This window comes from Holdemanella porci, from assembly GCF_009696075.1.
In the GTDB taxonomy this organism is placed as follows: Bacteria; Bacillota_I; Bacilli_A; order Erysipelotrichales; family Erysipelotrichaceae; genus Holdemanella; species Holdemanella porci.
This window is the reverse complement of the sequence record NZ_VUMR01000037.1, coordinates 1-19,846: the sequence shown is the minus strand read 5'-3', so window position 1 is coordinate 19,846 and position 19,846 is coordinate 1. Positions and strand designations below refer to the sequence as shown.

Below are 19,846 nucleotides of genomic sequence, written 5' to 3'. Positions count from 1 at the left end.
CAAGTGCCGTGACTTCAGCATCAACAAGTGCAGTTACTTCAGCTTCAACAAGCGCCGTTACATCAGCTTCAACCAGTGCTGTGACTTCTGCTTCAACTAGCGCTGTTACATCAGCTTCAACTAGTGCAGTTACTTCAGCTTCAACAAGCGCCGTAACTTCAGCTTCAACAAGTGCAGTTACTTCAGCATCAACAAGTGCAGTTACATCGGCTTCAACAAGCGCAGTAACATCAGCTTCAACTAGTGCAGTAACTTCAGCAAGTACAAGTGCGATCACTTCAGCTTCGACTAGCGCTGTAACATCAGCTTCAACCAGTGCCGTAACTTCAGCATCTACAAGTGCTGTAACTTCTGCATCAACAAGTGCCGTAACTTCAGCATCAACAAGTGCTGTCACTTCAGCATCAACAAGTGCCGTCACTTCAGCATCTACAAGTGCCGTGACTTCTGCATCAACTAGTGCTGTCACTTCAGCATCAACAAGTGCCGTAACTTCAGCTTCAACAAGTGCTGTCACTTCAGCAAGTACAAGTGCTGCAACTTCTGCTTCTACTAGCGCTGTAACATCAGCTTCAACTAGTGCCGTAACTTCTGCTTCTACAAGTGCAGTTACATCGGCTTCAACAAGCGCAGTAACATCAGCATCTACAAGTGCAGTTACATCGGCTTCAACAAGTGCCGTAACTTCAGCTTCAACTAGTGCAGTAACTTCAGCAAGTACAAGTGCAGTAACTTCTGCATCTACAAGTGCAGTTACTTCAGCAAGTACAAGTGCCGTGACTTCAGCATCAACAAGTGCAGTTACTTCAGCTTCAACAAGCGCCGTTACATCAGCTTCAACCAGTGCTGTGACTTCTGCTTCAACTAGCGCTGTTACATCAGCTTCAACTAGTGCTGTTACATCAGCTTCAACTAGTGCAGTTACTTCAGCTTCAACAAGCGCCGTAACTTCAGCTTCAAACAGTGCAGTTACTTCAGCATCTACAAGTGCAGTTACATCGGCTTCAACAAGTGCCGTAACTTCAGCTTCAACTAGTGCAGTAACTTCAGCAAGTACAAGTGCAGTAACTTCTGCATCTACAAGTGCAGTTACTTCAGCATCTACAAGCGCAGTTACTTCAGCTTCTACTAGTGCTGTAACATCAGCTTCAACAAGTGCCGTGACTTCAGCATCAACAAGTGCAGTTACTTCAGCTTCAACAAGCGCCGTTACATCAGCTTCAACCAGTGCTGTGACTTCTGCTTCAACTAGCGCCGTTACATCAGCTTCAACTAGCGCCGTGACTTCAGCATCAACAAGTGCAGTTACTTCTGCTTCAACTAGCGCCGTGACTTCAGCATCAACAAGTGCAGTAACTTCTGCTTCAACTAGCGCTGTTACATCAGCTTCAACTAGTGCAGTTACTTCTGCATCTACAAGTGCAGTTACATCGGCTTCAACAAGTGCCGTAACTTCAGCTTCAACTAGTGCAGCCACTTCAGCATCTACAAGTGCAGTTACTTCAGCTTCTACTAGTGCTGTAACATCAGCTTCAACAAGCGCTGTTACATCAGCTTCAACTAGCGCCGTGACTTCAGCATCAACAAGTGCAGTAACTTCTGCTTCAACTAGCGCTGTTACATCAGCTTCAACTAGTGCAGTTACTTCAGCATCTACAAGTGCAGTTACATCGGCTTCAACAAGTGCCGTAACTTCAGCTTCAACTAGTGCAGTAACTTCAGCTTCAACTAGTGCTGCTTCTTCTAGTGAGTCAACATCATTGAGCTTAAGTACTTCTACATCATTAAGTGAAAGTGAATCTAACTCTGTTTCTGAATCAGAAAGTTTGTCAGCATCAATGTCTGAATCTTTAAGTATGAGTGAGTCTACTTCAATTTCATTGAGTGATTCATTATCAACTTTTGAAAGCTTGAGTACAAGCGAATCGTTATCAGCATCTGATAGTATTAGATCTTCTGAATCTTCTTCTGATAGCTATGCAACCAGTGTTGCCACAAGCTCAGTTGGCGGCGAAGTAACATACCGTCAGGTTGTTGTTGATACTCGTGCTCCATTACAAGTTGCTCCTCGTGTAACTGAAGATGTTGTTGAGGATGAAACTCCAAAAGCTAATCTTGAGGAAGAGACTGAAACAATCGAAAAAGAAAAGATGCCTAAATCAACATTGGATGTAACTCATAGAGTATGGTGGTCTTGGGTACCAATCGTTGGTGCATTGGTTTCATTAGTAAATGCACATGCTTCTAAAAAGGCAAGAAACGATGCCTCAAAAGAAAGAAATGATGCTTCTAAAGAAAAAGAAGATAAATAAATAAAATAATGATAAAATAACAGTAGCTAACTTTTAGTTACTGTTATTTTTATTTGGGAGTGATGTTTATGAAGGAAAAGACACATTTGGTTAGAAATCGATGTCTTTTTTCAATTGTTATTATTGTGATTTATTTTGTTTGTCATAGAATTCCATTAAATGGAATTGATATGAGTGCATATGATAATTTGGGATTGGATTTAGGAGCAGTATTATCATTAGCTGTAAACGGTTCGAATAAACAATGTTATGTCATGAGTTTAGGTATTTCACCATATATTACGGCAAGTTTAGTGATTAGTATTTTATTCGCAATGCGATCAAAAGAGGCTAGAGCTCGTACTTCACCTAAGACGATGAATTATTGGATTACAGCACTTACTTTTATTGTAACTTTGGTTCAATCTATTTTTTATGCGATAGGATTAAAATATGTTGATCGAAATTTAATGAGTATTTTAGTTGTAATTTTTGAGTTGATGGGTGGTGCTAGTATTGCACAATATTTATTAATGAAAAATCAAAAATATGGTGTTGGTGGCTTTGCACCAATTGTTGTTGTTAATATGACTGAAACTTTAGTCCAAACATTTATGAAGTCTTCATTGAATGCTTTAACTATACCGTTATCTATATCGTTTGTTATGGTCATTATAATGATATTTATGGAAATGCATGAAAAGAAAATTCCTTTACAGCGTGTATCTGTACATAATATACATGCCGAAAAGAATTATTTGGCAATTAAGTATAATCCTGTTGGATTTATGGCTTTAATGTTTGGTTCTGCTATTTTTATGATTCCACAATTGATAATAGGGTTTATTCATTATTTTCATAGATCAGATGTAATAAATTTTCTATATAAAAATTTTAATTTATCAACAGTATTTGGTATGTGTGTTTATATAATCCTGATGTTTTTATTTACTGTTTTATTAAGTTTATTGTTTGTGAATCCAAAAGACTTATCAGATGATCTTCTCCAGACTGGTGATTGTATTGTAGATGTTCCTGCCGGAAAAGCAACTAAACGATATTTACGTAAATGGGTTTTAATTCTGAGTAGTTTAAGTGGAGGTATTATGTGTTTATGTTTAGCAATTTGTATGTATTTACAATACAAAGAAATTGTAGATTCATCTGTAGCAATGCTTCCAACGACATTTATGATGCTTTCAGGATTTGCCTGTAGTATATATTTAGAAATTCGAGCTTATCGTGATTTTGATTCATATAAGCCATTTATATAGGAGGTAATATGCATGATTTATTTTATACCTTCCTGGTATCATGGAAATGAATATAAAGAAAATGAACAATATTTCTTTGCTCGCCGTACAGTCACAGAATTTGATGATACGGTTAAACAGGTTCAAATGTTTAATCGTAATAAAATCATGGATTATAAAATCTTAAATCTATCTTATAGTCCGAACTTTAGGCATTTTTTGCATCGTCAGAGTGTTTTTCATGCACCATACTGGTCATGTTTTGATGCAATTCAAGAAATAAAACGAAAACAAATTGATATTTTGTCATTTCACGATTTAATGTGGCCTGAACATACGGAGTTTGTTTATACGCAATTTTGTATAATAGCCTATGTAAATAATCAAAAGTATGCGGAAATTCAATTTGGAGAAGACGGAAACATGATTGAAGTGTTTTTATTTCAATCTGAAATTATGGTTCGTAAGAATATTTATGACGATAGAGGTTTCTTATCTGCAACTATAGTTTATGATTCAGAAACACCAGTTTATAAACAGTATTTAAATGAAAATGGAGTTTGGAAAATTTGTCAATTTTATGAAGATGGACATATCGAAGTGAATCCAGATAATCAGTTCTATTTAATCAATAATAAAAGAGTTAAATTTGTAGATATTAAATATACAACCATGGATTCTTTAATAGAAGAAGTATTCTCAACGTATCTTGATGAAATGACTGATTCAACGGATATTTTCTGTTTGGCTATGCATACACTGCATCATGATTTATTAGAAAATTTATTTACGCAAAGAAAAACCATTCTATCTTTCTATCAAAATCGTATGGAATTATTTGAAGATGCAGAATTGAAATCTTTGATTCGAAGTACAAACTATTGTATTGTCGATTCTAAACATAAGATTCGTCCTTTAGAAAAGTATGCTGAAAAGATTTTACCAATTGTCGATATTACACCTTTTGATACGCGTGCCGATTTTGGGATAAGTCAACAATTGACGGTTCAAAATATCTTAGTTCCGATTGATTCAATTGAACAATCTAAATTAGAATCATTGATTGTTTTATTCGCTGAGTATTTTGAGAAAAATGAAACAGCACGTGTTCATTTCTTTACGCGTAATGCGAATTGGGATCGTATAGATTCTGTTTTAAATTTTGTTCGAGATGTATTAAAAGTGAATGGTTTGGATGAAAGATTGGCTCGTAAAGAAGAACAATTTAAAGCGGAATTTGATTTGGATGAAGATGAAAAGGTTCCTATTAAGTTCTTTGTGGATCAATGTGTGGATGAATTGAGTATTTCAAAATGTATTCGTGAACAGCGTATTATGGTGGATGTGACAACACAGCCAGATCTATACTTACAGATTTCATGTATTAGTAGTGCGATTCCGCAAATTGTTTCTTTTAGAACGCAATATGTACACAATGGTAATAATGGATTTATTGTTGAAGATGTATCTGAGATACCTCGTTGTTTAACCTATTATTTGGATAATATTACCAATTGGAATAAGTGTGTGATTTATTCTTATGAATTAAGTAAAGAATATAATACGGCTAGTTTAATTCGTAAATGGAAGGGAGTTATGAAGCAAGTTGAACAAGATTAGTGTTTTACAAGTGGGAAATGAAGACTTAAGTTTACAACTTCATATTCCTGACTTTGTTGAGTGGAATTACATAAATGATTTAGAAAAAGCAACTGAAAGAAGTTATGATGTATGTGTTTTAAATCGTTGCGTAAATGAAAAAGAAGCGCGTATTTTATTAAAAAAGGTTCGTGCATATACATTGTTTTTATTGGAGAATGTCGAATTAGATTATTGGACAGAATGGATATTCAAATCAAGGGTAGGCAAAATTTATTCACATAATAAACTTCAAGAATTTGTAAATGATGATATTAAATTGTTTTTTCCTTCAGGCTATGGTGAAAAGTTTAATGCATTAACTTTAAGTATATCCCAAAGTTTTGGTGGTTCAATTACTTGGGATGGATATAACGGAGTTTTACTTAATGGAGAATACGGAGATGACTTTTATCAAATTGCTTATTGGAGAATGAATGTTCCTTTGTTTAATGAACAAGTTATTGATTTTTGGTTAGAATATGATAAGGATTCTACTGTGAATATACAATTAAAAATTGAACAATTTCAATCTGGTTCTGTTTCTACAGTTCAAAATCGATGGGTTTTTAATGAAATAGATTTGGAATCGGTAGTTTCAATAGAAAACAAAAAAATGGATGGTCCTATTTTTGTTTCATTACTCGCAAAAGGTAAAGGTATGCTTAAAATAGTTAATCTACATGATCGACATTCTAGAAAATCCTATGGCGTGTTTTTCCCGGGTGGAAAAAGATTTGTGACGTCTAAAAGGGAAGAAGTCTTTATGTATTTTGAGCCAGGTGATATGAAACCACCTCTAAATGTATATTTTAGTGGTTGGAAAAACCAGGAAAGTTTTGAAGGCTATAATATGATGAAAAGAATGGGTGCACCATTTTTATTAGTTACAGATGTACGTCTTACAGGAGGAGCCTTTTATTTGGGTGATGAAGAATATGAATCTTTGGTGATTTCTGGTATAAAAAAATATTTAGATTTGCTAGGTTTTGATGAATCTCAATTAATATTATCTGGGCTATCTATGGGAACTTTTGGATCTTTATATTATGGATGTACATTAAGACCACACGCCTTAATTTTAGGTAAGCCACTAGGTAGTTTAGGGGACATTGCAGAAAATGAAAGAATAAAAAGACCTGGAATATTTCCAACTTCTTTAGATGTATTGAAAAAAAACACAAATAGTATGGACACGAATGCGATAAAATCTATAAATGACAGATTTTGGACTAAATTTGATAAAACAGATTGGTCGCATTCTAAATTTATTATGTCTTATTTGATTGAAGATGATTATGATCCTAATACATATAAAAATGTGATTGGACATATAAAGAATACTGGAATTGAAGTCATTGGAAGAGGAATTCATGGTCGCCACAATGATAATACTTATGCTGTAGTAGAATGGTTTAGAAGCCAATACAATCAGATTTTAAAAGAAGATTTTGGTAGAGATGGTGATGGTAATGCATAGTGGTAAATGGAAAATATATTGGAATGAATATTTATTTGGCGGTTACTTATATGGTTCAAAAATAACGTTTCATTCTCGCGAGGATGTTGAAGTTGAGAATGAATTGATGCCTCCTGGAACGGTTATTAAGGAATGGTATTCAAAGGTAAATTATCAGATGATGAGAACAGAGCCATCACTTCCAATTATTGATGGAGAGAGTTCTTATCATATCCAAGTAAATATGAGTGATTTTGAATCGTATTTAATACGAATGGTGTTTTATGATCGTTATGAAAATGAGGCCGGGACATTGATTGTTCGTGAACCGGAAATGGATTTTAAGTGTCCTTTAAAGACATATAGCTATCGTGTGCAATTAATTAATGCGGGTGGTACAAAGATGCATTTTCATTCTTTTGTAATTACAGAAAAGGAAGGGTAAAATGAATAAAATTGATAAGAGATTACACTTTCTTTTGGGTAAAGTCAAAGAGGAGTGTAAAAAGGTTAAAGAACTTAGTGATTATGAATTAAAAAATAAGACAAATGAGTTTAAAAGAAGATTATTAGCAGGTGAAACTACGGAAGATATTCTACCAGAAGCGTTTGCAGTATGTTGTGAAGCCGATTATCGTGTATTAGGTATGTTTCCTTATGATGTACAGATTTTAGGTGGTATAGCTCTTCATTTGTGTTATTTATGTGAAATGAATACAGGTGAAGGAAAGACCTTAACAGCGACAATGCCTTTATACTTAAATGGATTGACTGGTAAAAGTACGATTTTGGTTACGGCAAATGAATATCTTGCAATTCGTGATGCCGAGGAAATGGGACAAGTTTATAAGTTTTTAGGGTTAAGTGTAAAAGCAGGTGTTAATCGCGATACAAACGAAAAATTAGATAACGAGACAAAGAAGGATGTATACAATGCAGATATTGTATATACAACACATGGTGCATTAGGCTTCGACTATTTAATCAATAATCTTGTTCGTTCAAAAGAAGATCGATTTATGCGAGATTTCTATTATGTTATTATTGATGAGGCTGACTCAGTACTCTTAGATAGTGCTAGTATGCCTTTAGTTATTTCGGGATCTCCTCGTGTTCAGTCTAATTTATATGGTATTACCGATTTTTTTGTCACTACTTTAGTAGAAGATGTTCATTATACCTTAGAAGATAAAAAGGTATGGTTAACAACAAAAGGCGTTGAATATGTACAACGTTATTTCCGTATTCAAAATTTATATGGCAAAGAAAATTATGATATTCTTAGACATGTAGTTTTGGCTTTGAGAGCACATTTCTTATTTGATAAAGATATTGATTATGTTGTGACAGATAAAGGAGAAATGGTCTTACTGGATAAGAGTACAGGGCGTAAATTAAATGGCATGAAGCTTCGTGGTGGTTCTCACCAGGCAATAGAAGAAAAAGAACATTTGGAGTTAAGTGACGAACAACGTTCAGTTGCTGCCATCACATATCAAAATTTATTTAATTTATTCCCTAAAATGTCAGGTATGAGTGGTACGATTGCGGATGGAAAAGATGAACTTCTAGAAGTTTATCACAAACAAGTTGTGGTTATTCCGCCTAATAAACCATTGGCTAGAAAGGATTTGCCAGATAAGTATTTTAAAACGAGTGAAGAACAATTTGATGCGGTTATTAAAGAAACAGTGAAAAGACATAATACGGGACAACCAGTGTTACTAATTGCGTCTTTGATTTCGGATACGGAAATGTTGTCTAAATTATTAGTGCAAGAAAATATTGAGCATAGTGTATTGAACGCGAATAATGCGTTCTGGGAAGCTGAAATTATTAAAGAAGCAGGTCAAAGAAATGTTGTGACAGTAGCTACAAGTATGGCTGGTCGTGGTACAGATATCCACTTAGGGCCTGGAGTAAAAGAATTAGGTGGCCTTTGTGTACTTGGTGTTGGACGAATGAATAATACACGTGATGAAAGACAAGCTAGAGGTCGTGCTGGAAGACAGGGAGAGCCTGGTGTCTCTATTTTCTATACATCATTAGAGGATGATGTTTGTGAAATATTAGGGGATGATTTCTTAGAAAAATATATAGAGAAGGATAAACATATTTCTAAGCGTCGAATTAAAAAATTAATTAATAAATCACAGAAAATCAAATCGGAGTCATCGGTTTTCCAAAGAAAAAGTTCTGTCGATTACGATAGTGTTATGCAGCGTCAAAGAACTATTATGTATAAAACAAGGAATGATTTGATAGATGGTAAGAATTTAGATGAAAATGTTTTAGTTCAAATTGTTGGAAATAATATTGATGAATTTTTTGCAAAGCATAAAAATGTTGATGATTTTTTAATGAATAGATATATATTAGATAATTTATCATATCGTTTAAAAAAACTTTCAATATCTACTGCTGATAAAAAAGAATATTTAAAGCAATATGCAAATAGGGCATTTAATGATAAGAAGCAATTATTAGGAAAACGTTTTTCTGAATATTGTAGGCTCTGTACATTAAGTGCTTTGGATGAAGGTTGGGTAGAAGAAGTTGACTACTTGCAGCAACTACAGGCTGCGATATCTGGACGTTCTACAGCTCAACGTAATTTGTTGTTTGAATATCAAAGAGAAGCGAGAATTTCATTTGAAGATATGGAAAAATCGATTAAAAAAGCGATGATTCGTAATATTTTATTGGGAGAAGTTTCATTTGGTAAAGACAACGAGATGATAATATTGTATCCTTAAGGAAAGGAGTTTTTAGGGTTATGATTTATAATTTTAACTTAGGCATTGGCTGGGCAAGTAGTGGTGTTGAATATGCCCAGATCTATCGTGCTAGAATGTTTAGAAATATTGGTGTTGATGCGAAATTCGTATTTACAGATATGTTTCCACAAGAAAATATCGAGCATATGACAAAGAATATTGGTTTTGAAGATTCGGAAGTTATTTGGCTATATACGTTCTTTACGGATTTTAAAACGGCGCCTGTGACATATACTTTAAGTGATTTGGAAAAAACATTTAGTAATATGGAATATACGAAATCTAGAGAAGGAAAGATTTGTCGTTATGTGTTTGGTGGAAATAATAATTTCTATACAGCTTATATGGTCAATGATCATGATGATTTTGTGCATCGCGTAGAATTGGTTTCAAATGGTTTCTTGATTCGAAAAGATTATTTTACATATGGACGTGTGTATTCAGAATATTATGCGCCATTAGATAATAAGGCTCATTTATACCATCGTCGTTTCTTTAATGTGGATGGTAGTGTTGCCTATGAAGAAATCATTGATGATGATCGAGTGATGTATAAATTTAAAGATAAGATTCTTTGTTCAAAAGAAGAATTTGTAGGATATATGGTATCTCAATTACATTTAACAAAAGATGATGTAGTATTAATTGATCGTTCTACAGATATTGGTCAATCCATTATTATGAATTGTAAACCTGCAAGAGTAGGTACGGTCGTGCATGCGGATCACTTTAGTGAAAAAGATACAAATGAGGATTATATCTTATGGAATAACTTCTATGAATATGAATTTAATATGCATAAACATATTGATTTCTATATTTGTTCAACACAAGCACAGAGTGATTTAATGATTGAACAGTTTGAGAAATATTATGGAATGAAACCTTGTGTATATACGATTCCAGTGGGATCATTACCGGAATTGAAGTATCCCAAAAAAGGAAGAAAACCTTATTCTTTAATTACGGCAAGTCGTTTGGCAAGTGAAAAACATGTAGACTGGATTTGTAAGGCTGTAATTCAAGCTCGTGCAGAAGTTTCAAATTTACAATTAGATATTTATGGCGAAGGTGTTGAAAGAGAAAAAATAGAAAACATAATTCGCGAGAATAATGCATCAAGTTATATTCACTTAATGGGTCAACATGATTTAAGTGAAGTGTATCAGAATTATGAGGCTTATATTGCGGGAAGTACAAGTGAAGGATTTGGACTTACTTTAATGGAAGCTGTTGGTGGAGGTTTGCCAATTATTGGTTTTGATGTTCGTTATGGAAATCCTACATTTATTCGTGATGGTGAAAATGGCTATTTAATATCTTTACCTGAAGAGGATAAGGATAAGATTGAGGCTTTAAGAAAAGGTATTGTGGATTTATTTAAACAAGATCTTGTGAAATGTCACGAAGTATCTTACGAAGTAGCTAAAGATTTCTTAACTAGTAATGTACAGGAAAAATGGAGGGAAGCTGTATGTTAGAAACTCCAGTTGTATTATTAGAAAATTTTGATGAAGATAGTCAAATGCTTTATCAAAGTATGCGTTCTTCTGGATTTAGTGGTCCTATTATTACATTTAGTGATGATGGATATTTACCAGAGGATGTCATGAGTATTTACACGTATTATTGTGGTAAAAAAGAGGGTGGAAAGCCTAGATATTTTAACCAGATTGATGTTCCGGATTATTGGGAAATCAAGGCGAGTAATACGGGTGGTCAAGTCTTTGATTTAAATCATGAAAGAGGTAAGATTTTCTTTACTTCTCCTTTACATAAAAGACTTGTCAAAATTGTAGATTGGTATGATGATACACATGTAGCTCGTGTGAGTGAACACTACAATAAGTATGGTTTCTTGTATGCGAGAACGATTTTTAATAAGAAAGGTCAGCTTGTATCTAGAAGTTATTATGATGTTTCAGGTAATGAAAAAGTGGTTGAGAATTTTGTGACGCATGACATTATTTTAAATCAAGATGATAAGGTATATATCTTTAAGAATAAAGTCGAATTTGCGAAACATTTATTTACGGAATTGGATGTATATCCAACAAGATTATTTTACAACTCCTTATCCAATCCATTCTTTGTATCGGAAAGTTTAGAAGATCGTGAACATAGTGATGTCTTGTTCTGGCAAGAGGGTTATAGAGAAGATATTCCTGGAAATATGCAGGTGATCTTGGATGGTACTTCTAGACGAACTTCTAAGATCTATGTTCAGAAGAAAGAGGCGTATGAGAAATTAATTTCTTTAGGTGCAAATAGTAAAATTGTCAAACCTTTGGGTTATGTATATAACTTTGAAAAAGAGAATGGACATTCTAATAATGTCTTGATTTGTACAAACTCAGATCATATTGAGAAATTGGATGAGTTAGTAAATTCACTACCTAACATGAAATTCCATGTTTGTGCATTAACGGAGATGTCACAAAAGTTGATGTCTTTTGAAAAATACGGTAATGTACGTTTGTATCCAGGATGCACGGCAAATGAAATCTTAGATTTATTTAATATGTGTGACTACTTCTTAGATGTCAACTATGAAAATGAGATCGTGGATGCCACTAAAGAAGCATTCTTACATAACCTGTTGATTCTTGGATTTAATCAAACGATCCATAATCGCAAATATGTATTATCAAAGTTTGTCTTTGATGCGAATGACTACCAAAATATGGTAAAAGTGATTCAGGATGCGTCTCACTTAGATTTAAATATAGAAAGACAAAGAAAAATGGCTATGACACAAAATGTGCAAGATTATAGAAATATTTAGAAGGGAAGGGTTTTTATGTTTAGTACATTTAACACATTAATGGTAATCGTTGTATTGGAGGCAATCTGTTGTTTATACAGTGTCACTCTAGCTTACTTAAGTGATAAGAAATTTAGCAAAGTTTTAAACTTGATTATGGCAGCTATCTGGGCTATTGCAGCTATCTTAAACGTTGTTGGTTTTTAAGGCTTAGAATAAAATCTAAGCCTTTTTCTTGAGGAGAGTTATGTTAGAAAAAATAAAAGTGAATCCATTGGATTATAAAGGATATTTAGAATACGGCAAATATTTAGAAAATGTGAATTTAAAACAAGCGTATTTAACATATGAAAACGCGTTATTTTATTGTCAAGATGAATTGGTTCAAATTGAAATTCAAAATAAATTAGATGAAATTGTATATAGACAAGGTAAAGTAGAACCAGCTTCTATCGTGATTTTAAGTTACAATAACCGTCAATTAACACAACAATGTATTGAAAGCATACGCGAAACAACACCAAAGACTGCAAGAGAAATCGTGATAGTAGATAACAATTCACAAGATGATAGTGTTGAATATCTAAGACAACAAAATGATATTGTATTGGTAGAGAACGATTTTAATGCAGGCTTTCCAGGTGGATGTAACATTGGAATCAAAGCTTCAAGAAAAGAAAATGATATTTTCTTGTTGAATAATGACACGATTCTTTGTGCTAATAGTTTATATACTTTACGTATGGGTTTATATGAAAAAGAGAATTATGGATCTGCTGGTTGCGTGACAAACAATTGCGAGAATCTACAATCAGTATTTAAAAGTGATTCTATTAATGAATTAAAAGAATTTGGATTAAGAAATAATGTTATAAATAAAAGAAACGAAATAAAATTGATGTTAGTAGCTTTTGCGGTGTTAATTAAACGAAATGTCTTGGAAAAGACAGGGTTTTTGGACGAAAGATTTTTCCCGGGTAATTTTGAAGATGATGATCTATCGTTACGTATTATAAAAGAAAATTATCAGAATGTATTAGTCTATAATTCTTTTATAATACATTTAGGCACGGTTTCGTTTAAAAAAGTAGATTATAGTGGGATATTAATGAAAAATTACCAAAAATTAATTTCTAAATATAGTTTTAAAGATGAGAATTCTTTTTATTGTTTTACACATTCAGAATCAAATGTAGCGTTTTATCTGGATGAGATTAGAAGAGTACCAAATAGTGGTGATGTCTTAGTGGTTGGATGTGATTTGGGCGCAGCTATATTACGAGCATCTTATTTGTATCCAAAATTAAATTTTTATGGTTTAAATAATACGGTATCTTGTGCGTCTATCACATCTCATTTAGAAGGTATTAATGTTGCGTATTATCATGATATTAATGATAATGTTTTCAAAAATAAAAAATTTGACTTTATTGCATTTGATACAACAAGAATTAAAAAAAATGAATTAAATTATTATTTAGACTCTTTAAAATATATGTTAAATGATAATTCTAAGTTAATGGTTTTCGTAAAAAATAAATCGTATTATGAAAATTGGTATCCAACAATTAATGGTGAATGTATAAAGAATAGAATTGATGAATATGTTTATTGTAAAGATTTGGAAGATATTATCGAGAAAGATGGCTTTATAACTGAAAATTGGACATTTTACTATGGTAATATAGACGATGATTGTTTAAAACAAAAAATATTACAAATTGAACAAGTTGTAGGTGTTGAAAATAAGATTACAGTTAGAAACGTAGCGTATACAATACATAGATAATAAATTTCAATTAAATTCTTTTAGATTTAAGTATGGTTTAGATATTTAATTATCAAGAAAAAAATGAGCATTCTAATAATGCCTTGATTTGTACAAACTCTGATCATATTGGGAAATTGGATTAGTTAGTAAATGCACTGCCTAACATGAAATTCCATGTTTTTGCATTAACGGAAATGTCACAAAAGTTGAAGTCTTTAAAAAAATATGCTAATGTACGTTTGTATTAATTATACAAATGTTTAGGAGGGAAGGGTTTTTATGTTTAGTACATTTAACACATTAATGGTAATCGTTGTATTGGAGGCAATCTGTTGTTTATACAGTGTTACTCTAGCTTACTTAAGTGATAAGAAATTTAGTAAAGTATTAAACTTGATTATGGCAGCTATTTGGGCTATTGCAGCAGTTTTAAATGTAGTAGGATTCTAGGCTTAGAGTGATCTAAGCCTTTTTTTAGGTGGTTTATGTTAGAGAAAATTAAAGAAAACCCATTGGATTACAAAGGATATTTTGAATACGCAAAGTATTTAGAAAATGTGAATTTAAAACAAGCATATTTAACATACGAAAACGCGTTATTTTATTGTCAAGACGAATTGATTCGAATTGAAATTCAAAATAAACTAGATGAAATTGCATATAGACAAGGTAAAGTAGAACCGGCTTCTATCGTGATTTTAAGTTACAATAATCGTCAATTAACACAACAATGTATTGAAAGCATACGCGAAACAACACCAGAGTCTGCTAGAGAAATTGTGATCGTAGATAATAATTCTCAGGACGATAGTGTTGAATATCTTAGACAACAAGATGATATTGTGTTAGTAGAAAATGATTTTAATGCAGGCTTTCCAGGTGGTTGCAACATTGGAATCAAAGCCTCAAGAAAAGAAAATGATATTTTCTTGTTGAATAATGACACGATTCTTTGTGCTAATAGTTTATACACTTTACGTATGGGTTTATATGAAAGAGATAACTATGGTGCAGTTGGTTGTGTAACTAATAATGCATCTAATAATCAAACGGTAATTGAGGATAATCTAACAATTGATGAATACAAAAAATTTGGACTAAAGACGAATGTATGTGAAAAAAAATATTAGTACAAATTAATGTTAATTGGTTTTGCGATTCTAATAAAAAGAAAAGTACTAAATATTGTTGGATTGTTAGATGAACAATTTTCTCCTGGAAATTATGAAGATGATGATTATGGATTAAGAGTTTTAAAAGCTGGATATCAAAATGTATTGGTTCATAACTCGTTTATTATACATTTAGGAGGAAAATCATTTATAAGTGAAGAAAGAAAACAATTGATGTTTAATAATAATATGAAATTAAAGAAAAAATATCATATCAAATCTGATTTTGATTCATCTTATTATTTACATTCTGACTTTTCTTATGCTTTTTTTGGCGATTATTTAAAAAAAGCAAATAATGAATCCAGATTATTAGAAGTGAAGTGTGAAATGGGTGCTAGAATGGCGCATTTAGCATATGAACATCCAGATATTGACTTTTATGGCTTAGGCCAATCTATACAATGTGCAACGATATCTACGCATTTAGAGGGAGTGCATATTGAACACTATTTTGATATAGAGAACAATCCGTTTAGATTTATGAAGTTTGATTTGATTGCGTTAGATTGTTCTAAGATCAAGAAGGATGAGTTATCAAAGTATCTTTCTGTACTGAAGGATATGTTGAGTGATACGGGTAAATTAATGGTTTTGGCAAAGAATCAATCTTACTATATGAATTGGTATCCGATTATGATGGGAGAAACAAATTCATCACTATCATCTGATATAATTTATTGTAAGGATATTGATGAGATGTTGGTTAGTCATGATTTGAAGGTTGAATCATGGATCTTCTATTTTGGAAATGTTAGTGAGGATATGAAGCCAAAGGTAGAAGCTATTCAAAATATTGTTGGAAAGGATAGTAAATTCTTAATTGAAAGTACTGCATATATATTGCATAAATAAATTTTAAGTGTTTTTGTTTCTTTTTGAAAACATCGCTTACAAATGGGTCGTTCTCGCCACTTTTGGTATGAAACGGCCTTTTTTAGTGCTAAAATTTGCTTTTTTTTTAGAATTGTGTATAGTATTAAGTGTTGTTGTTCATTTTTTGGTGGACAACCGCCTCGTATTTTATGAGGCCAAGGGGGAAGATTGGAGGGTGTTTTGAACTTTATAAAAGAAGAAAATTTAGAGAGTAGTGTAGTAAGAAAAGGATTGGTTTCGGGTATATTGTTGTCGACATTAGCGTTAACAGTACTAACAACATCATCAGTTATTGGGGAAGAAAGTAAGGTTTATGCCAAAACGAATAATGCGGATATAAACATTTTAATGCGTGTGGATACAAAAAACGGAACTCAAGAGTTAAAAGAGAAATTCGAAGAACAGATTCAAAATATCGAGGAAGAATCTAGCAAGAAACAAGAAGAGTCGAAAAGCGTTGAAGAAATGATCTTAGAGCAGCCGGAGTTATTGAATGATGTAACATTCGTTCAAAATAATTATAATGCGGTGACTCAGGTCATTTATTCGCAACCATCATACACACAATATGTAAGTAATGCGAATGCACTTACTGCATCGGGTGGTGTATATTATGGGCCTAATGGAAAGGAAACATACTACAACTTAAATATGTCAGGGGTAGTCGACATTATGCGTGGTATGGGAAACAATGATAATTATTGGGTTCGTGAAGATGGTGTGAAGATGTTAGGGGATTATGTTATTGTGGCAGCCGATTTAAATAAGTATCCTAGAGGATCTATTGTAGATACTTCATTAGGACAGGGAATCGTCTGTGATACAGGTAGTTTTACGCAAAATTCAGATACTCAATTAGATATTGCGACAGACTGGTAATATATATGAGTAAGGGTAGAAGTGTTATGCTTCTACTTTTTTTTGTGTATTTGAGGTATAATCATGTCAGGAGGATTTTATTATGATCTTAATTATTGTTGTTATTGTATTAATCGTCTTGTTGGTATTGTTTGTGATGTCAAGCTACAACAAGCTTGTTCGTTTATTAAATAGAGTGGATGAAGGCTTCTCTACAATGGATGTGTATTTGAAGAAGCGTTTTGATTTGATTCCAAACTTAGTGGAAACCGTGAAGGGATATGCGAAACATGAGGCGGATACATTGAGTTCAGTGATTGCCCAAAGAAATATGGCAAAAACTTCTAAGGATGTTATGGATAGTGAAAATAAGATCACAAATGCCATTCAGGGTATTTTTGCGGTGGCGGAACAATATCCGGATTTAAAGGCCAACACGAATTTTATGGATCTTCAAAATCAATTGAAGAAGGTAGAGGAGGATATCGCAAATTCTCGTAAATACTACAATGCATTAGTTCGTGAATATAATGATGTGATTATGAGTGTTCCGACAAATATTGTGGCATCTTTATTCCATTTTGAAAAGAAGACAATGTTTGAAGTGGCCAATACTTCGGAAAGAGAAAATGTTCAAGTTAAATTTTAAGAAGGTCTTGGCCTTCTTATTCGCATTTATTTTATGCTTTGGATGTATCGATGTATATGCTGATGATGGAGGGTATACGATTGATGACTATAATGTAAATGCGATATATCATTCAAACAATACGATTGATGTAAAAGAAGTGATTGATGTCAACTTCTCAAGTTATCGTCATGGTATTTATCGTAATATTCCAGAAACGATGTATATCAATCGGGATGAAAAGTATAAGTTAAAAATTCAAGATATCAATGTATTCAATGATGAATATGATGTAGATTATGATTCTGGAAATCGTGTGATTCAAATTGGGAGTGAAGACTATACGATTATTGGCCCTCATACGTATACGTTGACTTATACGATTGTCATTCCAGAAGATTATCATTCTGATTTGGATTTTATTTATTATTCCGTACTTGGAAACAATTGGAATACAACCATTTCACATTTTAATTTTGATATTCAGTTTGAAAAGGCTTTGACAGAAAAAGAAATGTCAAACATTCAAGTTTTTAGTGGAAGTCTAGGAAATCAATCGAATGATTTAAATGTGACTCCCATTATTACTTCGACTTCGATTCGTGGTTCTGCCTATGATATTGGTGCCAAACAAGCTATTACTCTTTTTGGTGAGTTAAGACAAGGCTATTTTGTGGATGCCAAACAAACCACTTCAAAGATTCCATTTATCTTTTTAGGTTTAACTGTTTTATTCGGCCTATACAGTTTGATTCGTGCTCTTCTTTTAAAGAAAACGCATATTACACCAATTGTGAATTTCTATCCACCAAAAGATATGGATCCAGCTATGGTGGGAACGATTGTGGATGAGTCTGTGGATCAAGAGGATTTAATGGCCTTGATTCCATATTGGGCTAGTAAAGGGTATTTAACCATTTCTGAAACGGAGGATGACTTGGTTCTTACAAAGCAAGAGAATCATGAACCGCCTATTTTAAAACATCAAAAGAAGATTTATAACGGTTTGTTTCAAACAAAAAACAGTGTGAAATTATCAAAACTATCAAGTAAGTTTGGTAAGGCTATGGATGATGCCAAAGAAGCTTTGAATGATGAATTTAGTGGTGATAAAAAACTTTCGACGATTGATCATGGGTTTGTGACATGCATTCTAGCCATGATTTGTATGATTGTAAGTATCTTATTCAATACTCGATATAGTATTGTAGATAATTTGATTGAAACCATTCTTGCGACATTTAGCTTTGTGCTTATGATGGTTTTAAATTATTCTGCAGCGGCAACAAATGTATTTAACAAGAATAAACTTGGTGTATTAAAGAAAGTATTAAGTGCTGCGTTTATTTTGATTCTTGCATACTTTATATATCGACAATGTCAATCTATTCTAAGTATTGTTCCATTTGAATATATGATGATAGGCATTGTGGTAGTTTCACTTCCAATTCTATTGTGTCCTCGATTTAATGTAGTGAGTGATTACTTTAAAAGTGTGGCTCCTGAGCTATTAGGTTTTAAAGACTTTGTTGAAAAAGCAGAAGTACCACAATTGGAAAGATTGTCTATGGAAAATCCTTCATATTACTATGATGTCATTCCATATGCGATGGTATTTGGACTTTCTGAAATGTGGACAAAGAAGTTTAGTACGATTCCTTTGGCACAACCAGATTGGTATGATTCGTATTATTCAGATCCATACTCTTCTTATTTCTATTACAGAATGCTGACAAGAAGTATGTATCAACCAATCCATCAAAATTTATTGGATTATCAAACAGAACAAATGAAAAGTACAGCTGACAGCATGGGCTCTAGCTTTGGTGGCTTCTCTGGTGGAGGCGCCGGTGGCGGAGGCGGCGGAAGCTGGTAAGAGATGAGTATTAGGGTGATGAGCCCGCTACTGATTCATGAACTTAGGGTGATGAGCCCGCGTAACTTGGTAGGTGTTGTGCACCTACCTTTTTTGCGTTCAATAATAAACGGGGGATTTCACACGAATGCATATTTCGTACATATTCATTACTGTAGAAAAAATAAAGAGTCTATATGCTTATAATGGTTGTCTTTCACTAGAAATTGTATGATCTAGTGATGTGACATTTGAAATAATATCTTTGAAAAAAAGTGTTCACCTTGTACTAGCGACGTATACGTCGTAAGTTTAAGGTATAAATTTGGAAAAATTGATAATTTTAGAATTACTTAGCACATTACACATGAAAGTTAGTAAGCGCCAAGTAATATGATGGATTGAAAATCATTCAAAAAAAATCGACAATTATATAGAAAATTAGAGTTTTTAGAGTACAGTCTAAAAAATCTATAAAATGATTGGAGATGATTAGATGAAATT

General features: G+C 32.9%; 17 protein-coding genes. 16 read left to right on the top strand and 1 reads right to left on the bottom strand.

Annotation, left to right across the window (positions count from 1 at the left end; translation table 11 throughout):
- Positions 1–1,477: hypothetical protein (locus FYJ55_RS10840; protein WP_229771129.1), on the bottom strand; the 1,477-nt coding region annotated here is incomplete at its 3' end.
- Between the two features lie 91 nt (positions 1,478–1,568).
- On the opposite strand from FYJ55_RS10840, the gene FYJ55_RS10835 reads away from it, so the two are divergent.
- From FYJ55_RS10835 to FYJ55_RS07205, 16 genes are all read left to right on the top strand, one after another.
- Positions 1,569–2,312 carry a hypothetical protein gene (locus FYJ55_RS10835; RefSeq protein ID WP_195836692.1) on the top strand — a complete coding sequence of 248 codons (744 nt, stop codon included), beginning with the start codon at positions 1,569–1,571 and terminating at the stop codon, positions 2,310–2,312.
- A gap of 68 nt (positions 2,313–2,380) precedes the next feature.
- On the top strand, positions 2,381–3,565 hold the full coding sequence (locus FYJ55_RS07275) for a hypothetical protein (protein WP_195836691.1): 1,185 nt from the start codon (positions 2,381–2,383) through the stop codon (positions 3,563–3,565).
- A gap of 12 nt (positions 3,566–3,577) precedes the next feature.
- On the top strand, positions 3,578–5,164 hold the full coding sequence (gene asp1, locus FYJ55_RS07270) for an accessory Sec system protein Asp1 (protein ID WP_154556270.1): 1,587 nt from the start codon (positions 3,578–3,580) through the stop codon (positions 5,162–5,164).
- Positions 5,151–6,662, top strand: coding sequence for an accessory Sec system protein Asp2 (gene asp2, locus FYJ55_RS07265; RefSeq protein ID WP_154556269.1), 1,512 nt, complete (start codon positions 5,151–5,153; stop codon positions 6,660–6,662). The genes asp1 and asp2 overlap by 14 nt, the downstream gene beginning before the upstream one ends.
- A complete protein-coding gene (gene asp3 / locus FYJ55_RS07260) occupies positions 6,655–7,086 on the top strand; it encodes an accessory Sec system protein Asp3 (RefSeq protein ID WP_154556268.1) in 432 nt (143 codons plus the stop codon). The genes asp2 and asp3 overlap by 8 nt, the downstream gene beginning before the upstream one ends.
- A gap of 1 nt (position 7,087) precedes the next feature.
- Positions 7,088–9,397 (top strand): accessory Sec system translocase SecA2, encoded by a 2,310-nt coding sequence (secA2, locus tag FYJ55_RS07255; RefSeq protein WP_154556267.1) that lies wholly within the window; start codon positions 7,088–7,090, stop codon positions 9,395–9,397.
- A 20-nt stretch (positions 9,398–9,417) separates the two neighbouring features.
- Positions 9,418–10,899 (top strand): accessory Sec system glycosyltransferase GtfA, encoded by a 1,482-nt coding sequence (gtfA, locus tag FYJ55_RS07250; RefSeq protein ID WP_154556266.1) that lies wholly within the window; start codon positions 9,418–9,420, stop codon positions 10,897–10,899.
- Entirely contained in the window at positions 10,893–12,203 is a 1,311-nt protein-coding gene (gtfB, locus tag FYJ55_RS07245) for an accessory Sec system glycosylation chaperone GtfB (protein WP_154556265.1), read from the top strand. The genes gtfA and gtfB overlap by 7 nt, the downstream gene beginning before the upstream one ends.
- A 15-nt stretch (positions 12,204–12,218) precedes the next feature.
- Positions 12,219–12,389 carry a hypothetical protein gene (locus FYJ55_RS07240; protein ID WP_154556264.1) on the top strand — a complete coding sequence of 57 codons (171 nt, stop codon included), beginning with the start codon at positions 12,219–12,221 and terminating at the stop codon, positions 12,387–12,389.
- Positions 12,390–12,429: 40 nt separating this feature from the next.
- Positions 12,430–13,971: a glycosyltransferase family 2 protein gene (locus tag FYJ55_RS07235; protein WP_154556263.1), complete on the top strand. Its 1,542-nt coding sequence runs from the start codon at positions 12,430–12,432 to the stop codon at positions 13,969–13,971.
- A gap of 261 nt (positions 13,972–14,232) precedes the next feature.
- Positions 14,233–14,403 carry a hypothetical protein gene (locus FYJ55_RS07230; RefSeq protein WP_154556262.1) on the top strand — a complete coding sequence of 57 codons (171 nt, stop codon included), beginning with the start codon at positions 14,233–14,235 and terminating at the stop codon, positions 14,401–14,403.
- 35 nt (positions 14,404–14,438) lie between these two features.
- On the top strand, positions 14,439–15,083 hold the full coding sequence (locus tag FYJ55_RS07225; RefSeq protein ID WP_154556261.1) for a glycosyltransferase family 2 protein: 645 nt from the start codon (positions 14,439–14,441) through the stop codon (positions 15,081–15,083).
- 9 nt (positions 15,084–15,092) lie between these two features.
- Positions 15,093–15,980: a glycosyltransferase family 2 protein gene (locus FYJ55_RS07220; RefSeq protein WP_154556260.1), complete on the top strand. Its 888-nt coding sequence runs from the start codon at positions 15,093–15,095 to the stop codon at positions 15,978–15,980.
- 201 nt (positions 15,981–16,181) lie between these two features.
- Positions 16,182–16,880, top strand: coding sequence for a hypothetical protein (locus tag FYJ55_RS07215; RefSeq protein ID WP_154556259.1), 699 nt, complete (start codon positions 16,182–16,184; stop codon positions 16,878–16,880).
- Positions 16,881–16,962: 82 nt separating this feature from the next.
- Entirely contained in the window at positions 16,963–17,508 is a 546-nt protein-coding gene (locus tag FYJ55_RS07210) for a LemA family protein (RefSeq protein ID WP_154556258.1), read from the top strand.
- A complete protein-coding gene (locus tag FYJ55_RS07205) occupies positions 17,489–19,363 on the top strand; it encodes a DUF2207 domain-containing protein (protein ID WP_154556257.1) in 1,875 nt (624 codons plus the stop codon). Before FYJ55_RS07210 ends, FYJ55_RS07205 begins: the two co-directional genes overlap by 20 nt.
- Positions 19,364–19,846 lie beyond the last annotated feature (483 nt).